Consider the following 17,573-nt stretch of genomic DNA (forward strand, 5'->3'; position numbering starts at 1 on the left):
CGAATTTGACGGTACACCCCCTCTTCTATCCGAATAGCGATTTATCTATTGGAGAGATCCTGCGAATAAGCGAGCATTCGTGAGAAAACTACATTTTACCGAGGGAGCTCAATGAGAATGGTTTATCCGCAGCTTTGATCGAATCGGTCGGACATCCGTCCTGCGCATCCTGAAAATCATTCATGAGTTCGTCATCTTCGATTGCAGTAACACCACGATTTCCATCTCCACCGTAGAACACCTCAGCAAGCCCATCTCCGTCATAATCAAAAATATCTGGAGCCGCAGAACCGCAAGCACCACAAGCGATACATGTCTCTTTATCCACCCATGTGTATATGGCCATGATCAGTCCTCCTTTCTTAATTGGCTAATTTAAAACACGAGCGGAATTTCTTTCAAGCCGCGAATAATGATGCCATGACGCCAATTCAGTGACTCGCGATTTGTTTTCAATCTAAGTTCAGGCATACGCCGAAGCAATGTGCTAATGGCAATTTCCCCTTCTAATCTTGCCAAAGGAGCGCCCATGCAGAAATGAATTCCTTTGCCGAAAGCAAGATGGTCGTTCACTTTTCGTGTAATGTCGAACGTATTGGGATCCGTAAAATGATTGTCATCTCGATTCGCCGAAGCTAGCGCAACAAACACCATTTCCCCCTTGCGGATTTGCTTGCCTTGAAGCTCGACGTCTTCCGTTGCCAATCTCATATTATTGACCTCAACGGGCCCGTCATAGCGCAAAATTTCTTCTATCGCCGAATGAATCAGCTCAGGCTCGTTTTTCAGCTTCTCCAGCTGCTCTGGATGCTCCAATAATGACAGCACGCCGTTGCCGATTAAATTCACCGTCGTTTCATGGCCGGCTATGATAAGCACGAATATCATCGCATACAGCTCATGCTCGCTAAGCATATCCCCATCTTCCTCGACACGAATGAGGTCGCTGATCAAATCCTGCTTGAGATCGCTTCGTCTTCTAGCAATTAAGTGCTGCAAATAATCGATGAATGCAATCAACGCTTGCTCGCTGCGTTCGGCATGCTTCGGATTATTAAAACCTTCCATGATGGCGCTCGACCAATCACTGAATTTATCCTGATCCTCAATCGGAACCCCTAGCATTTCGCAAATCACTTTGATCGGCAAAGGGAATGCAAAATCCTCAATCAAATTCATTTCTCCCTTTGCCTGAACTTGATCAAGAAGATCATTGGTCAGCTCCTCAATTCGCCCCCTAAGCTGATCCACCATTCTTGGGGTAAAGGCTTTTTGCACCAAACGCCTAAGTCTGCGGTGATCGGTTGCATCCACATTGCTTAGGTTTCGGGAAATAATCTCCACATGGGACGGAAGTTCTACTCCTTCCTCTACCGGATGGTTGGTCACAAATCGCGAATCGCTTAATACTGCTGCAACGTCCTCATACGCCGTAACAATCCACGCATAGTGACCACTGGGCAAAAGAAAACGGGATACTGATTCTTGCTCGCGTACCTCTGCATAGATGGGATGAGGATTTCGAATAAACGCTTCGTTCAAATAATCGATTTTCGACTGGGCGGGTTCCTTATGCTGATTTGTTGTCATTGGGAGTCTCCTTAGGCAATTAGAATTTATTTACAATTCAATTTTATACTATTCGTTCATTTCTTATCAATGATTCGTTGGAACTAATGTAACAAACCTATTAAAACGGGTAATTTTTAACTATACTACCAGTTCATTTTAACGAAGACCTCAAAGAATGATAATGGGAATTGAAAAAAGATGACTCCTATTCAAAAGTTCAAAACAGGAATCATCACTTATTAACTGGCTAATATTTTAATACGGTCAAGCCATTTAGGCAGATACCAAGCGGTTTTCCCCAATAGGCCCCATAAGTTTCATGGAATTCCTCTTGTTATTTTGGCAAGGACGGGTGGCCAGAAAGAATCTTCTGAAAACATTCCCTAATATCGCTACCATTGGCCCTGCCATAACAGGCCCATCTGGAAAAGTAGCATTGATTAGCGTCCTCCGCCTGTAAATCTGCTGCTCTGGAAAGTTGATTCTTTCATTGATATACTTAGTCTAAATTTGTTTATTCCTTTTGTTGTTTGGGAGAAGCTAGAACATTACTGGGGTTTGAGCCCGGAGGTAAAAACATGGAAGTTTTTGCAGAATATTTAGCGAATATAGATAACCCGATCCATCGGGCTAGAACCGAAGAGGTTTTGGCTTGGATAGCTGCGAAATTTCCAAATTTAATGCCAAAAATCGCTTGGAATCAGCCTATGTTTACCGATCACGACACCTTCATTATTGGCTTTAGCATAGCTAAGCAACATATGGCTGTGGCCCCTGAAAAGGCAGGCATTAATCATTTTTCTGATGCCATTGTGCAAGCTGGCTATGATCACACCAGTCAGTTGATGCGTATCAAATGGGATAGTCCTGTTGATTACTCATTACTTGAGAAAATGATTGAGTTTAATATTTTGGATAAGGCGGATTGTTCGACTTTTTGGCGGAAATGAAAAATAAGGCAACCTCTGATACGGGTTCGTCTCGGGTACGTTTGCAAGCAAAATAAATGTCCAATGCAATTCAGGGCTGATGCCGCTTAACAACTTTTATTTATTGTTCGGTCTACTTGACGGGGTGCAGTTCACATTTCTGTTGTTGATAACCCTCTTTCAAAAACATGTATTAAATAAGATCAGATTTTTGAAGCAGTCGTTGAACGATTAAGGCAACTTCAGCTCTTGTAATGTCCTGCTTCGGTGCAAGCCTTGCACCCGGCATTCCAGTAACGATACCAGCCTGCAAGGAGTCTGCGATGCTGTTCAGCGCCCAATCGGAGGCTGCTGCTGCATCTTTGTACGGATGAATGATCTCATCTGTCGACTTGGCAGCAAGTTTGTCTTTTAATTCAGTGATTTTCATCGCCTTGGCTATGATCACTGGATCAAACCATCTAAGCGTGTTGCTTGGAGACGGCAATGGGGAATTTCAGATAGAAGATCATTCAGTTGATGATAATCGAATCTCCTCACCCAATTCCATCGTTTCAGGTCATTTTAATGATGATGACAAGATCGATCTGGCTATAGCTAACAAGGGAACGAAGAAAGTATATATTTTGTATGGACAAGGGGATGGAACATTTACCACTGGTGACGAATATGGGGCATCAACGAACCAAGCGTGCTTGCTACAGGTGATTTTAATCGTGATGGATGGGCTGATATAGCGGTTGCTAATAATGGTCCGTCAGAATATTCACTTCATATTCTCTTTGGTGATCAAACGGGCACATTTCGAGAGGAAACGATTTCTACATTTTCGAATCAGTTTTTTTCACTAGCAGTTGGTGATTTTAACGGTGATAAGAAGTTGCTTGATTCTGCCGCTACAATCCAAAATGTGACTTTGGCTGCTCCAGCGATTAATTTTGAAATTATAGCTATGTATGGAGATCGTACCATTAAGATCGATCGATTCGATCGTTATGTGTCACGTGAGATTGTATTGCCGAGTTTAATCGATCCCACTCAAATAACAACTGCCGTTGTATTAAATGAAGATGGAACAATATCCCACATCCCAACAAATGTCTTTACAAAAGACGGCAAACTACATGCCGTAATGAATAGCTTAACGATTAGTACCTATTCAATTATATGGAACTCGAAGAAATTCGCCGATGTGCAAGGACATTGGAGTCAAAATGATGTCAATAATATGGCTTCGCGCCTCATTGTTGATGGTGTTACAGCAACAACCTTTCAACCTGATCAAGATATCACCCGTGCAGAGTTTCTCGCGATTGTTGTTAGAGCCTTGGGCTTGAAGTCAGTTGAGAAAATTAACTTGCCACAGGATGTGAAGTCCTCAGATTGGTATGCATCTGTTGTACAAACGGCTTTAGCTTATCAACTTGTTCAAGGTTTTGAGGATAATACGTTCAGACCAGATCAGACGATTACAAGGCAAGAAGGAGCTGTGATCTTATCTAGAACGATGGCGATCACTTCGCTTGCGTCGACCGTGACGGATGCCGAAGCGAACCATGCATTAAGTTCGTTTGAGGACAGTCAACAAGTTTCTGGTTGGGCGAAGAAAGCCGTAGCACTTATGGTCATAAACAATATCATGCAAGGCCATAATCAACATCTTACAGCAGCAAGTCACCTATCACGTGCACAAACTGCTGCAATTGTAACAAGATTCTTACAGCAAGCAATGTTAATTAATGAGTAATGGCATAATGAGAGCCGCGGACTTTTCCCCGGCTTTTAATGGGACGGCGAAACGCCTTCTGAAGACATTCAACTAACAAAGAGAAACTGCCCAAACCTGGCTGTGGCCGGGTCTGGGCAGTTTCTCTTTGTTATAGTTGAAAACGGCTAATCTCATCTGCACGTCTCCTATGGGGATATTACATTACCCCAATTTATCTAGCATTCGACGGGTGGGGCGTTCCATTCATTCACGATATACACGCATCAACTCATTAAGGCTCCACCGATTCGGCTACCTTCATGGCCTCGTCGCCCGAAATCGGACCGGACACGCCATACTGAATGCCGTCAACCACCCAGAACAGCTCCGTGAACTCGGCTTGCTCGAAAATAAAGCCGTCCGCTCCGCCCACTTTGGTCTGTGTGAACAGGTCCGTCGGGAACGCCGCCGGCATGCGGCTCGCGCTGAACGTCACCGTCTTATCACCCGAGCCATATGTGAAGTTTAAATCTCTGAGCGGTTGGTCCTTCATTCCCACGCCGACGATCTCAGCCAGCTTGAAGCCTTCCGGGGCGACTTGAGGAACAAGCACACCGGAACCGAAAGCTGCTTTCGCTGCCTCCGCCGTTCCTAACGGAGTTGTAATCAATTGGGACAACTCCGAACCTGTGGCTCCTCCGTTTCCGGGCAGTACAATTCCGGGCGAATGATCCGCTGGGGTCGGGACTGCGGCGGGCTCTTGCAGCATCGGCAATGCCGTCACTATGACGACTGCCGCGACCAGCGCTGCCGATCCTGCAAGCCAGGCTTTCGGGAGAACGAATCGGCGGCGGCTCCTCTGCTCCGCGGCGGCTTGTTTCCTGATCTTCTGTTTAACGCTATCGCTCAATTCCATTTTAGAAAACAACATATCATCCGACTCCTTTTGCAAATGTTGTCGTAAATTACGCTCCATGTCCGTCATCGGTTGTCTCCTCCTTGCGCATTTCCCGAGCCAACGCCTCGCGCGCCCGGTGCAGTCTGTTTCTCACGGTGCCCTCGGGCGACGACGTCGCTTTCGCAATTTCCCGTGTGTCCAAGTCCAGATAATAATATAAATACAAAGCCTCCTGATACGGCAGAGGCAGACGCAGCATATGCCGCAAAATCTCGCTTTTCTGCAATCTTTTAAGCGCTTCTTCTTCCACGTTGAATATCCGTCCCCGCTCCATCCGGCTGGGATCGGTCGGCTGTTCCGTAAACATCCGCACGCCCATCTTGTCCCGGCAAACGTTGATAGCGATCGTCGTCAACCAGGTTTTAACCGCGCTATCTCCACGAAACGAGTTCCAGTTGCGATAAGCGCGAAGAAATACCTCCTGACTGATATCCTCGGCAAAATGCTGATCGCCGGTATAAAAATAAGCGGTGCGCATGATCGTCGAGCCAAAGCTTTCCATCAGCTGCTCTAGAGCTTGAGAGGGATCTTTCGGGAAATTTTCCTTGTTATTCGAGCCGGCCGGCATCACTGAATTATCACCTCCACCTATTAGACGGCCTGAGCGCATTTTTCGCTGCACTGCGCTTTAAATCTGACAGTCCAATAAAGATTTCGCGAATTTAAGCTTAATTCCCCAAACTCCTTCTAGCTTGAATTTCAAACGATAAAGGCCACATGAACAGTATGCCTGTTGATGCGGCTTTTCGACTTCATCTTTGGTTTAAAAGAACCCCAATATCCGTTTATACTAACACTATTTTCTCTAGATGACCTCTTCGCTGCCAGCGACGTGCTCTACCGGATTAGTCGGTTTCTTTTTCAAAATTAGGAGTTTAGACTCAGCTCACAACAATAAATTACATTAAAGTGGGAATTATTCGACATTATCTCCTACTGAACCTATGGGAAAGAGAGTAAATAGAAGTTTCAAGCTGATATCTGTATATTACTGTCTTTGTTTACGCTTACCTCAGATTTGATCCAATATTCGCCTTAACTTACACTGTAAATTGTTAGTCTATTCATCCAGATAGAAACAAAAAGTTAAATATATTGAATAAAAGGGGATGATAGACTTGTATTCGCATTTAATCAGAACGTAACCTATCGCACTCGTCTACTCTTTATTACTAGCGTTCAGCTTTTTGATTACTTTTAATTTCTAAACGGTAGTGCTTGGAACTAAAATAAAGAACGATTACAAAGGAGAGATTACTATTATACATACTTATTCCCAATTAAAAAAAACGTTGTCCGTCGCTCTAGCCTCGACCTTGCTTTTATCATTAGGTACTTTGTCAAATGGAGCATACGCTTCAGAGAGTGGACAGTCCTTTCCGACGAATACATCATTCTCAAACCCTGCAACTTCAATATTCGAAGAAAAAATTGTTGTCAAACTTAAACAACAAGCCTTCCTTCCAAGTAAAGAAGGAAAACTTCAATTGCAACAAGAAGTATCGCCGCTATCAGCTGTCCCAGAATTAGCGTTTGACCCGCTAATCTCGCAGCAATTCTTACCGTCAGCTAACAAAGGCATTACTGATAGTCCGTTTGAATCCGTATTTGATCGCTATTATTATTCCAAGATTCCTGCTGGCGCTGACGTCGAACAGTTGTTACAAAAGTTGCGAAGCTTGTCGCTCGTTGAGGAAGCGTATTTAAGCAAAAAACCAGAATTAGCCAATGCACCTTTTCCAAACACAACAACTGTCCTTCCAGATAACAATCCACGCTTCTCATTTCAAAGATATGCGCAAGCAGATCCTCTAGGTATTAACGCTCCGTATGCTTGGCAATTTGAAGGTGGCGATGGTAAAGGCACCCAGTGGGCCGATATCGAGTGGAGTTGGGCATTAAATCATGAAGATCTAGCTGCTCATAACATACAGCTTTTGCCAGGTGGCATTAATGATGGAGATGGTAGTCACGGTACGGCTGTACTCGGGGTTGTATCCGCGGTTGACAATGCTATCGGCAATATCGGGCTAGCTAACAAAGCAACGCCCATTGTATCCTCTTTAGTTCGTTCAGGTGGCGCAGCAGAAGCCATTTTAGCGGCCACACAAGTATTATCTCCGGGTGACGTTATTCTGCTTGAAATACAGATCGGTTTTGGCGGTCCTTGGTTACCTATCGAAACACAGCCAGCAGAGTTTGATGCCATCCAATATGCAACAAGCTTAGGTATTGTCGTTGTAGAAGCGGGAGCCAACGGTGGTGCTGATCTCGATCAGTACCAGCATTGGGATAATAAATACATCTACAATCGGGATCTCCCAGATTTCAAAGATTCTGGAGCAATACTTGTAGGAGCGGGATCATCAACTGCGCCTCACTACAGACTCGACTTTAGTAGCCATGGCAATCGAATCGACGTTTTCGGTATTGGTGAGAACGTTGCTACCTTAGGTGCAACAAGTACTGCTTCGACAACTGGTTATACCGACTATTTCAATGGAACATCTTCCGCTTCACCTGTCGTTGTAGGCGCGATTCTACAACTGCAAGGGATTGCTAAGGCTAATTTCGGCGAGCCGTATTCGCCAGCTGAAATTCGTAGAATACTGAGATGGTTACCGTTCAATACCCCGACTTCCGATATGGCTAATGATAGAATCGGCACCCTACCCAATTTGAAACAAATTATATCAAATTTACCTACGCCAGGTGCCGTGCCTAACGACACAGAAGCACCACTAGCACCAACCAATCTAGTTGTTAGTACTATCACTGACACAGTTACCTTGAATTGGACAGCTTCTACGGACAATGTTGGATTGATCGGTTATGACATTTATGTGAATAACGATCCATTTGCTATAGCAAGAACGACTAGCAACTCCGCTACGATTAGTGGATTAACAAGTGGTTCATATACATTTACTGTCAAGGCTAGGGATGGCTTTAGTAATTTGTCTACGGAAAATAACTCGGTGACAGTTCAAGTTGACGCTTCCTTTACTCCATGGAGCGCTTCCTCCATTTATGTTCAAGATGACATTGTTTCTTATAACGGAGTGAAGTATAAAGCCAAATGGTGGACGCAAAATCAACGTCCCGATCTGAATAGTAATCTCTACGATGTTTGGACTGTGCTCGGTCCTTACTAAAAAGATTAAAAACTTGATTTAATAATAGAGAGGTAGGGGCATATTAATTCCCAACCTCTCTATTATTATCTTCGATGACCCCCTACTTCTGCTCTGTAAGTAAACTCCTATTTTAAAAAATCAATTGTCTTAAATAAAATATTTACAAATTCACAATTTACTTATAAAAAAAGGATCAAGATGCGATGGCTATTACTTTCTATTAGGATGCCTGCCTTATAGCTACCCGGATTACGCATCGTTTTTAGCGTGTTTTTAACCGATACGTGGTCGATTTGTTCTCCCAACTCACCATCTGCCAAAACCTTCAATAGCAACTTGAACATTCGGTGAATTGTCGTACCACTTTGACATTTATATTATGGTGGAGCCTAGGGGGATCGAACTCTTGACCCCATCGCTGCCATCGACGCGCTCTTCCAGCCGAGCTAAGGCCCCTTATTAAATCTTTATGCTGGTACTCAGTATATTCAGGCACTTACCTCTCCCTCACTCTTCCCCCCCGTAATAACCACCTGCACCCCAATCATCACCACTATAACAGCAAGCATCGCAAGTAGCGCAGCCATAAAGCTCCCACTACGATCATAAATCGCCCCAATTAATAATGGCCCCATTGCTCCTATGATGTAGCCGCCACACTGAGACATTGCCGACCATGCTCCTGCTTCCTCTGGCGTATCCGTCTCGACAATCGGCAGCATAAGCGCCAGTGGAAACAACCCGCCCGCCCCAATGCCCAGCAATATTACAGCTGGCAGCATCGGCAGATGGAATAGCAGCATAACAATCCCGATTAGCTCAGACACACTGCAAAGGATCAGATAAAATCTCCGTTTCCCAGACCTAGCTACAAGAAAAGGAATCGTTAACGATACCGGAATTTGAATAATCGTAAAGACGGTAAGGAGCATAGCCGCGCTGGCTGCGCTGTACCCGAAGTTGAGGGCAATCGGTGAAATCCACGCCGTAACCGAATAAAAGACACTGGCCATTAATCCAAAAAATATGGTCAACATAACCGCTTTTTTATTGCGGATTGGCAGCTTCGAACTAGATCGCACTAAGCCTTCTTTGCTCCCCTTGTTCTCCTTACTCCCCCTGTTTCCAAGAAAAGCCGACCAAACGATTAAGGCCGCCACGCCGAAAATAGCCCAGCATGACAAAGTCAGCGTTAAGCTGTGATTGCTGCGATTGTATAAAGGTATGGCAAATGCAGAGGCAATGGCTGCCCCTACGGTCATCGAAGCAGAATAAACACTTACAATGCCGGGCTTTGTGGGGAAATACTTTTTAATAAAGCCCGACAGCAGCGGCCCTGCCAAGCTGATTCCGATTCCGCCAACTAACGCACTTACAACCAATATAAAGACGGAGCTAACAATCCCCCGCAAAGCGGTTGCCCCTGTAATGAGAAATAATGCAAAGAAAATAGTTCGTTCAAGCCCTACTCGATCACGTAATGTGGTTGCCGCTGGAGCAAAAATCCCCATGCATAAGACAGGTAATGTCGTTAGTAGACTTGCGGTCAGTCCACTCATGGCCAGATCATTTTGCATCGTACGAAGCAAAGGGGCAACCGATGTAATAATCGGTCTTAGATTTAAAGCTGCAATAAATATAGCTAACAGTAAAAAATATTTTTTCATAGGTGCTGCCTCTCTCTATTTAGCTTTGTAACTCTTCATCAAGTATATGGCGCCACGTTTCATTGATCAATCCTATAATTTATATTATTATGATAGTAAAAAACTATTATTCAAAGGAGCCTCTGCATGGACAATCGAAATATCCAATACTTTATGGCCGTATTTGAACTGCTTCATTTTACGAAGGCTGCCGAAAGGCTTGGCATCTCACAGCCTACATTAAGCCAGCAAATTCGCATCCTTGAAGCTGAGCTCGGCACGCCGCTTTTTGACCGCATCGGTAAAAAGGTTGTGGCAACGGAAGCCGGCAAGCTCCTGTCGCATTACGGAGTTAAGATGCTACAAGCAGAACGGGATGCCAAAAATGCGATAAAGGAGCTTCTATCTGGAGAAGGCGGCACCGTCCGTCTGGCCGTGCTGCCCTCGGATTTGGATTTTCAACTCGTCCCGCTGTTCGTTCCTTTTAAGGCGAAGTATCCTCACATCCAGCTGCAGGTTTTCTCGACTATCCATGTACAAGAAGAAGTGCTTAACCATAAAGTCGATATCGGAATTGGCTTGCAAGGCCTGCCTGATAAAAGATTAGTCCAAGTCCCGCTTGGCTCGGAGCCTTATTATCTCTTCGTTCATGCAGCAAGCGAGCTTGCTAAACAGAAGGAAATTACGCTGCAAGAGCTGGTGCAGCATGCATTAGTTATGTATCCGAAAGGCTTTCTCGGCCGTGATTTAGTGGATGAGGTTTGCATCAAAGAAGGCTTTGAATTAGCTACCGTTATGGAAACCAGTTCGGCCCATTCCTTGCTGCAATTAGTTTCTGCTGGGATAGGCGCTACTATACAGCCGAAAGGCTTGCTTCGTCAATTTCCAGAACGCCTGGACATTGTAGCTATACCCTTTAAAGGTCCTACACCTGTGCGCCATATGGAGCTGATGTATTGTACGGATCGCTTTATTAGCCGCTCGCATCAACAATTAACGGATGGGCTGATTGATTTTTTTCATGGAAAAAATGGCTAGAGCGACTATGCCTTCAGGCAGCCGCAATGATGCAAACAAAAAAGACAGCTGTGCACAAGGGTTGTCCCTTGTTCTAGCTACCTTAAATGAAACGGTTACGATTCGGCACATCACGATTATTCCATCTCCAGCATCTAGCTTAATAAAGGCAATTGGCCTTGCAAATAGGACGATAGCATATGTTTAATAACCGGATCTTCGCCCCCGTCCTGCCTTAAAGCCATACAGATCAAACGAATATCATCGCTTATATACCCGGCGAGATCATGGTTCCCTGTCAAGCGGAATGCTTGCTTGAACGCTTGTTCTCGCCCCGCATGTATTTGTTCACTCTCTTCCACATCAGAACCATCAGCATCGAGCTCCCATCGCTTTGAAGCCGTAATCCATTCGTCATCGTTCGCATCACGTATATCTAAATATTGGTCAGCATCCAGTTCAGAAAATGTTTGTTCCGTAAGCAGGCTCCCTGCCTCCAAACCCTCTAGCAATATGTCCAATTGTGATTGACTCACCAAAATCCGCCTCCTAATTAAAGTTCTTTCAAGCGCTCATGTGAGATTGCAACAACATAAAATAACGGCAAAACAAGTATCAGCTTAACTATAGTAACGCAATTAAAAATCGATTTTGAATAAACCTTCTCGCAAAACACTTTACTTACTTAATATATATTAACCTAAATACTATATTCAAAGGAACACACCTAAGGTCGTGCTCCATACATTTGGCAGGTAGCGAGTATAAGATTATCTGTCAATATTTATAAAATTTGCAATAGTTGCTTCCTAGAGAAAATCACTACAATTCTCTAAGTAACGTTCACAATTTCGAAAAACTTGCCCATTGTGCATTTTTGCATATTGGGCAATAATATTTATGACAGTTGTATAAAATACGCTTTTTCCATGTATACGAATTTACAAAGGAGGTGTAGTCATTGATTGCTAAACAAACCTTGCGTGATAGGAAAAAAGAAGCCACCGCCTCTGCCCTGGCCGAAGCCGCATTCGAGCTCGCGCTTGAAAAAGGTTTGGATGGCTTCGTAGTCGACGACGTCGTGCAGCAGGCCGGATATTCGAGACGCACGTTCGCCAACTATTTTTCCTGCAAAGAAGAAGCCGTTGCTGCCGTCGCTGTCCCAACAACGAGTGTAGAGGAATATGAGAAATTACTTGCGGGCTTGCCACAAGGAGCAACACCGCTTGATGTGTTGTACAGCCTGATGCAGATGCAGTTTACTGCTGAGTTTCTGCTTAAAATACGCAAATTCATCTCCCTTTCGAAGCAGTACCCTACACTTGAGCCGTATATCTTGGGTGTGTTCCGCCGTTTGCAAATGGCAGCTCAGGAAGCATTGGAACCATTCGCCCGCGGACGTTATAAGGACGGTTATACCCATCTTCTAGTCGGCGCCGTTTATGGAGCGTTTGTACCAATACTTGACGGCAGTCTGAACGTCCTGCTTCTGGGCGAGACAGAAGCAGAACCGACAGCTGCGATCCCATTCGATCAATATTTAAATTCGATGTTTGAGTATTTGCGAAAGGGCTTCTAGCCACTACTGACCACTAACCACCATTCATCATGATATAAAGGAGATTAACATCACATGTCAACATTTTTGTACAAGTTAGGAAAATCCGCTTATGACAAGCCATGGCAGTTCCTCATCGGCTGGATCGCCATCCTTGGCGTCGTAATCGCTATGCTCGCAGTCAACGGCATCCATTCCAGCTCAGAAATGAAAATTGCCGGTACAGAATCGCAGAAGGTACTCGATCAACTAACGAAAGAGCTTCCCGAAGCTTCTGGCGGACAAGCCAGTATTGCCTTTACGGTACCAGTTGGTGAACGTTTGGATACACCAGAACGTTTAGCTTTAATCCAGAAGGCTGTTAATGACGTTTATAATGTAGACTATGTCATTAATCCTGCCAAATTGGCTGCGGAAGCTGGTCTTTCGGCTGCTGACAGCAGCCAAATGGGCGCCGCGGCTGCAGGGGCGAGCCAAGAAACACAAGCAGCCCAAGGAACACAAACGAACCAGCCAAGCGCCGCTGAAATACCTCCTTATGGCCCTTTGATGGTAGATGGCGTTCCGGTAATAGGAGTGATGCTCTCATCTGATGGCAGTCTCGCCCTGTTCCAGTTCCAATTCACCGAGCAGCAGGCTTCACTGCCCAAATCCGTACCAGACGCTGTAATCAACGCCGTCGCAGCTGTTGAGCAGAACAATTCCGGCATTACAGCTATACCTAGTGATTCGCTTAAGAGCACGCCAGCCATAGGCTCGACAGAAGCAATCGGGCTTCTCGTTGCAGCCGTTGTGCTCATTATTACGCTTGGCTCTGTTGTTGCTGCGGGTCTGCCGCTGCTTACCGCTCTTTTTGGCGTAGCGATCAGCATTGGAGGCGCGTATGCCCTCTCAAAATTCATTTCGATCAATGACATAACACCTATTTTGGCGATCATGATTGGACTCGCTGTCGGTATCGACTATTCCCTGTTTATTGTGAATCGTCAGCGCCGCATGATTTTAGACCAAGGCTTAAGTGCGCGTGAAGCTGCGAGCAGAGCTGTAGGTACAGCTGGCAGCGCGGTATTTTTTGCAGGCTTAACGGTTATTATTGCTTTGTTCGGCATGCTCGTTATTGGCATTGAGTTCTTGTCTACGATGGCAATGGTCGCTGGTGTGACGGTTTTCGTCACTGTACTGCTAGCCCTGACCCTGCTGCCTGCTCTGCTTGGATTCGTAGGTGAACGTATTTGCTCGCCTAAAGTCCGTATGAAAAACAACAGCTCTGACCAGAAAGCTAAGCATGGCTTCTCGATTCGCTGGGTTAAGGGAACGGTGAAATACCGCTGGCTTATTATTATCGGAGTGATCATCGTTCTAGGCACGGCAGCGATTCCGGTTACAAAAATGGAGCTCGGGATTCCCTCTGGCGCCTCGGCAAACCTCGATACGGCTGCAAGGCAAAGTTATGACGCGATTTCCAAAGGATTCGGAGAAGGCTTCAACGGTCCCCTGCTTCTGGTGGGCGAGCCGCAAAATGCCTCCGATACATTTACTCCTGAAAAACTCGGCAATCTCGTCCAAGAGCTTCAAAAGCATGACAATGTTTCACTCGTCACACTGATGGGTGTGAATAAAACGGGCAATATGGCGATTATTAGCCTTATTCCCAAAACAGGACCAACAGACTTGGCAACGAAGGATCTAGTAAACGATCTGCGCGCCCCAGAATCAAGCATTGCGCAAAATACGGATATTAAGCTGGGAGTTACTGGGTTCACCGCTATTAATATTGATATGTCGTCTAAGCTGTCGGAGGCGTTCCCTCTGTATGTCGGCATCATCGTCATTCTGTCTATTATTATTCTGCTGCTTGTGTTTCGCTCGATCATCGTTCCCATCAAAGCGACGGTCGGATTTATTCTCAGCATACTTGCGACGTTCGGCCTTACTACAGCCGTTTACCAGTGGGGATGGATGCATTCACTCTTCGGCTTTGACACAGGCGGCCCGCTGCTCAGCTTTATGCCTATTCTTGTCACTGGTATTCTTTACGGACTGGCGATGGATTATCAGGTCTTCCTAGTAAGCTCTATGCGTGAGTCTTACGTGCATGGTCATAGAGGAACCGACAGTGTCGTTCACGGCTATGATCTAGCAAGCCGCATCGTTCTAGCCGCTGCTGTCATTATGGTATCCGTCTTTGCCGGATTCATTTTCGCACCTGATGCCATGATCAAACAGATCGGCTTCGCGCTGGCTATAGGCATCCTTATCGATGCTTTCATTGTCCGTATGACACTGGTCCCAGCCGTCATGGCTGTCTTCGGAGATAAAGCTTGGTGGCTGCCAAAATGGTTAGACCGCATTCTGCCTAACCTCGATGTCGAGGGTGACAAGCTGATTACCGCACTGAATGCTCAGGGCAGCATCGACAGCAAAAAGAAGGCGAACAAGCCCGCATAACGTTCAACATTTTCACTCTATCTATATTGAAATTTCGTTTATAAAAGGAGGGTGAAGCTTGCGCCACACCCTCCCCACGGCATTCCGCCAATAAAGCAAAAGAACCACGTCATAGGATGTGGTTCTTTTGCTTTATTGATTTAATGATTCGGATTCAAAAACAACCGATGGCGCCCCACTCTTCATTCGCAACGTAAAGTACGCGGGACCTAGCGGCGAAGGCTGGACTTCTCCGCCGGTTATGCTGCAGGCTCCCGCCCAATCCGGCAGCTTGACGATTATGTCGGTATCCCTATCTGCCGTCAACTCTGCTCTGAACGAACCCGTTTCTTGATTCCAAGATAGCGCCACTTTGCCTGTGTGGAATCTCCAATCGGCCAGACGCCCCCGCTTCCAACGCTTCGGCAGCGCCGGCAGCAATTTAATGAGTTTGTCGGATACCTGAAGCAGCTGCTCCTGCACAGCATTCACCCACCCCATATTGGCATCCAATTGCACCGGAGCCGTAGGCATTTGCATCGATAAGCCCATTCCCCGCCAGTCGTTATGGAGCGTGAACAGATTAGGCAGCAGACTCGATCTGGAGAGGATATCCAGACAATTCAAGGAGCTGTCCCCATCTCCAAAACGAGCATAAATAGCAGACATATGAGCTAGCGACCACCCGCTTTGGGCTCCAATCTCGCGCCGCTGCACAGCCTTTTCAAACGCGCCGAACAAGGTAGGATCACTCTCTTGCGTTAATTCCTGCCCAGGGAAAACGGGGTACAGATGAGATAGATGACGGTGCGCATACCGATCCTGAAAAGCAGGATGGAGCCACTCTCTGACCGCGCCATCCTTATTCAGCCGATACGCGGGTAATCGCTTCAGCATGCGGCTCCATTCCTTCTCTGCCTCCGGATCGCCGCCCACCTTCCGATTCGCTGCTATTAGGTGCTGCAAAAGCTCTTTCAGAATGGCGACATCCATCGTCGCATTGATCGCCGTAGGCATCGGGTGCGCAAGCGGTTTGCCATCAGCCGGCATGAAGTTGAGCGGAGTATTTTCCGGCGATACGGAGGGATATATTTTGTAAAAGCCGTCCGCGTCCGTAACCAAAAAGTCCTCGTAAAAAAGCAACGCCTCGAGCATGAACGGCAGCGCTGTCTCCTGCAGAAATTGAACATCTCCGGTAAAATGGAAATGCTCATAATAGTGCCGGGCCAGCCAACCAGCTGCGCCGATCCAATTCAGAATGACAGGCACTATCTGATTAGGAACGCCGATGCCCGGCGTGGAGCCTGCTGGGATATAAATACCGCGGCAGCCGTACAGCTTGCTTGCATTTTCACGAAAGTCTTCCATTAATCCCTCATAGTAACGGAATAAGGAAGGGACCAGTTCGCCCAGACCTCCAACATGCGCATGCCAATACATCATCTAGATGTTCTCGTTCGCCATGTTATGGCACCATACCAGCCTATAATCGCCTCCCCACAGCCCATACAGGCCGAAAGGCTCCGCCTCTTCCGCAGATGAGGTACCGCTTAAGAACAAATAACGGCCATAGGCCCACATCTTGCGAACAAGTGCCGGCGGCGCCTCCCCCTCATACGCATCCAACAGCAGCCGCTCATTAGATCGCAAATCATCTTCCGCGTCATTGAGCTCCAGCGAGGCTGAATGGTATAACGGCCGATGCAGGGCGATATGGCGCTCAAGCAGTATTTCGTAGGAGGAATCGACAACAAGCTCGGCCAGTTCCTGCTTCAGCCGCTCCCATTCCTTGGAGCGCTCGCCCAGGACGAACAGCTTCACAAGCACCAGCAGCCGCCTCGCTCCCTCGAAGCGGATGACGCTTCCCGCCGCTTCCATGCTGCCGCCCTCCGGAATGACCAACATGACCGCTCCGAAATCTGTTCCATCGTCATTCGTTCCGGCAAACCAGACGTAAGCATCGCCTGCTCCCGTTTCAATCGATTGCTCGAGCTCCTTGAATTCCGGCGTATCCGCCCAGCGATCACTCGGGTGAAGATCAAGACCGATCTCACCCGATACGCCCGCTTCCTCATATCCTCCAAGCTCATAGACAACCGAATCGTCAGCGCGCGAAACGAACAGCCTCCGACGATACTGGCTCGGCCCGTCCGTCCAGCCTACCGTTATTTCTCCGGTGTCCATCTCAAGCATCCTGCTGTACCCGCGAAAGGCATTGCTGCAGGGCATGACTAGCCGGATCGCAGCCAGCGGAAATCTGGAAGCGAGCTTCGTCCCGTAACCGCGCTCCTTTAAAGCATCCGCGAGCTGCCAGCTTGCCTCTGCATATCGCTCTGCGTCCATCAGACTGCGGGTCTGGGCTAGGGTATCGCTTACATCCGGCAGCTTATCCTTGCGCCCCCAATGCCATAAGCGGGCATGGTTAAGCAGCACCGTCTCCTCCTGTACGCCGCCGAATACGGATGCGCCAATGACGCCGTTGCCCGAGGGAAGCGCTTCGCGCCACATATTCCGCCACCATGACGCGGGATAACTCATCAAAAGCTTATCGGCGCTTCGTTTGTCTTTTTGCTGCCGCATCCGTATCCTTCCTCCTTCGTTTGATCCTCTTCCTGCCATCT

General features: G+C 46.8%; 14 protein-coding genes, 1 tRNA gene and 1 pseudogene. 7 read left to right on the plus strand and 9 right to left on the minus strand.

Annotated features, from left to right (window positions below; genetic code table 11):
* Positions 1-88: 88 nt before the first annotated feature.
* On the minus strand, positions 89-346 hold the full coding sequence (locus tag AC50X8_RS00005; RefSeq protein ID WP_494877968.1) for a ferredoxin: 258 nt from the start codon (positions 344-346) through the stop codon (positions 89-91).
* Between the two features lie 29 nt (positions 347-375).
* Positions 376-1,590: a cytochrome P450 family protein gene (locus AC50X8_RS00010; RefSeq protein WP_056029097.1), complete on the minus strand. Its 1,215-nt coding sequence runs from the start codon at positions 1,588-1,590 to the stop codon at positions 376-378.
* Positions 1,591-2,150: 560 nt separating this feature from the next.
* On the opposite strand from AC50X8_RS00010, the gene AC50X8_RS00015 reads away from it, so the two are divergent.
* On the plus strand, positions 2,151-2,522 hold the full coding sequence (locus AC50X8_RS00015; RefSeq protein ID WP_494877970.1) for an iron chaperone: 372 nt from the start codon (positions 2,151-2,153) through the stop codon (positions 2,520-2,522).
* A gap of 172 nt (positions 2,523-2,694) precedes the next feature.
* Here the strand turns inward: AC50X8_RS00015 and AC50X8_RS00020 are convergent, their stop codons facing one another.
* On the minus strand, positions 2,695-2,949 hold the full coding sequence (locus AC50X8_RS00020; RefSeq protein ID WP_494877972.1) for an S-layer homology domain-containing protein: 255 nt from the start codon (positions 2,947-2,949) through the stop codon (positions 2,695-2,697).
* Between AC50X8_RS00020 and AC50X8_RS00025 the strand changes: the two genes are divergently transcribed.
* Together AC50X8_RS00025 and AC50X8_RS00030 are read left to right on the plus strand one after the other, a co-directional pair.
* Entirely contained in the window at positions 2,936-3,238 is a 303-nt protein-coding gene (locus AC50X8_RS00025) for a hypothetical protein (RefSeq protein WP_494877977.1), read from the plus strand. The genes AC50X8_RS00020 and AC50X8_RS00025 overlap by 14 nt on opposite strands.
* The gene (locus tag AC50X8_RS00030; protein ID WP_494877982.1) at positions 3,193-4,248 is read left to right on the plus strand and encodes an S-layer homology domain-containing protein; all 1,056 of its coding nucleotides are present in this window, start codon (positions 3,193-3,195) and stop codon (positions 4,246-4,248) included. Before AC50X8_RS00025 ends, AC50X8_RS00030 begins: the two co-directional genes overlap by 46 nt.
* Positions 4,249-4,501: 253 nt before the next feature.
* On the opposite strand, the gene AC50X8_RS00035 is transcribed toward AC50X8_RS00030, so the two are convergent.
* Together AC50X8_RS00035 and AC50X8_RS00040 are read right to left on the minus strand one after the other, a co-directional pair.
* Positions 4,502-5,194, minus strand: a complete 693-nt coding sequence (locus AC50X8_RS00035) for a DUF4367 domain-containing protein (RefSeq protein WP_056029107.1) — start codon at positions 5,192-5,194, stop codon at positions 4,502-4,504.
* Entirely contained in the window at positions 5,175-5,735 is a 561-nt protein-coding gene (locus AC50X8_RS00040; protein ID WP_056029109.1) for an RNA polymerase sigma factor, read from the minus strand. Before AC50X8_RS00040 ends, AC50X8_RS00035 begins: the two co-directional genes overlap by 20 nt.
* Before the next feature lie 646 nt (positions 5,736-6,381).
* On the opposite strand from AC50X8_RS00040, the gene AC50X8_RS00045 reads away from it, so the two are divergent.
* Positions 6,382-8,322, plus strand: a complete 1,941-nt coding sequence (locus AC50X8_RS00045; RefSeq protein ID WP_494877984.1) for a S8 family serine peptidase — start codon at positions 6,382-6,384, stop codon at positions 8,320-8,322.
* 362 nt (positions 8,323-8,684) lie between these two features.
* Here the strand turns inward: AC50X8_RS00045 and AC50X8_RS00050 are convergent.
* A tRNA-Ala gene (locus tag AC50X8_RS00050) sits at positions 8,685-8,760 on the minus strand.
* A gap of 32 nt (positions 8,761-8,792) precedes the next feature.
* Entirely contained in the window at positions 8,793-9,971 is a 1,179-nt protein-coding gene (locus AC50X8_RS00055; protein WP_494877986.1) for an MFS transporter, read from the minus strand.
* Positions 9,972-10,097: 126 nt separating this feature from the next.
* Between AC50X8_RS00055 and AC50X8_RS00060 the strand changes: the two genes are divergently transcribed.
* Entirely contained in the window at positions 10,098-10,988 is an 891-nt protein-coding gene (locus AC50X8_RS00060) for a LysR family transcriptional regulator (RefSeq protein WP_494877988.1), read from the plus strand.
* 134 nt (positions 10,989-11,122) lie between these two features.
* On the opposite strand, the gene AC50X8_RS00065 is transcribed toward AC50X8_RS00060, so the two are convergent.
* A complete protein-coding gene (locus tag AC50X8_RS00065) occupies positions 11,123-11,503 on the minus strand; it encodes an immunity protein PIM1 family protein (RefSeq protein WP_056029116.1) in 381 nt (126 codons plus the stop codon).
* A gap of 425 nt (positions 11,504-11,928) precedes the next feature.
* Between AC50X8_RS00065 and AC50X8_RS00070 the strand changes: the two genes are divergently transcribed.
* Positions 11,929-12,546, plus strand: a complete 618-nt coding sequence (locus AC50X8_RS00070) for a TetR/AcrR family transcriptional regulator (RefSeq protein WP_235533021.1) — start codon at positions 11,929-11,931, stop codon at positions 12,544-12,546.
* Positions 12,547-12,600: 54 nt separating this feature from the next.
* Positions 12,601-14,973 carry an MMPL family transporter gene (locus tag AC50X8_RS00075; protein ID WP_056029118.1) on the plus strand — a complete coding sequence of 791 codons (2,373 nt, stop codon included), beginning with the start codon at positions 12,601-12,603 and terminating at the stop codon, positions 14,971-14,973.
* Positions 14,974-15,105: 132 nt separating this feature from the next.
* Here AC50X8_RS00075 and AC50X8_RS00080 read toward each other — a convergent pair.
* A pseudogene (locus AC50X8_RS00080) lies at positions 15,106-17,571 on the minus strand (glycosyl hydrolase family 95 catalytic domain-containing protein).
* Between the last annotated feature and the right edge of the window lie 2 nt (positions 17,572-17,573).

Source organism: Paenibacillus sp. JT22N15 (genome assembly GCF_059383755.1).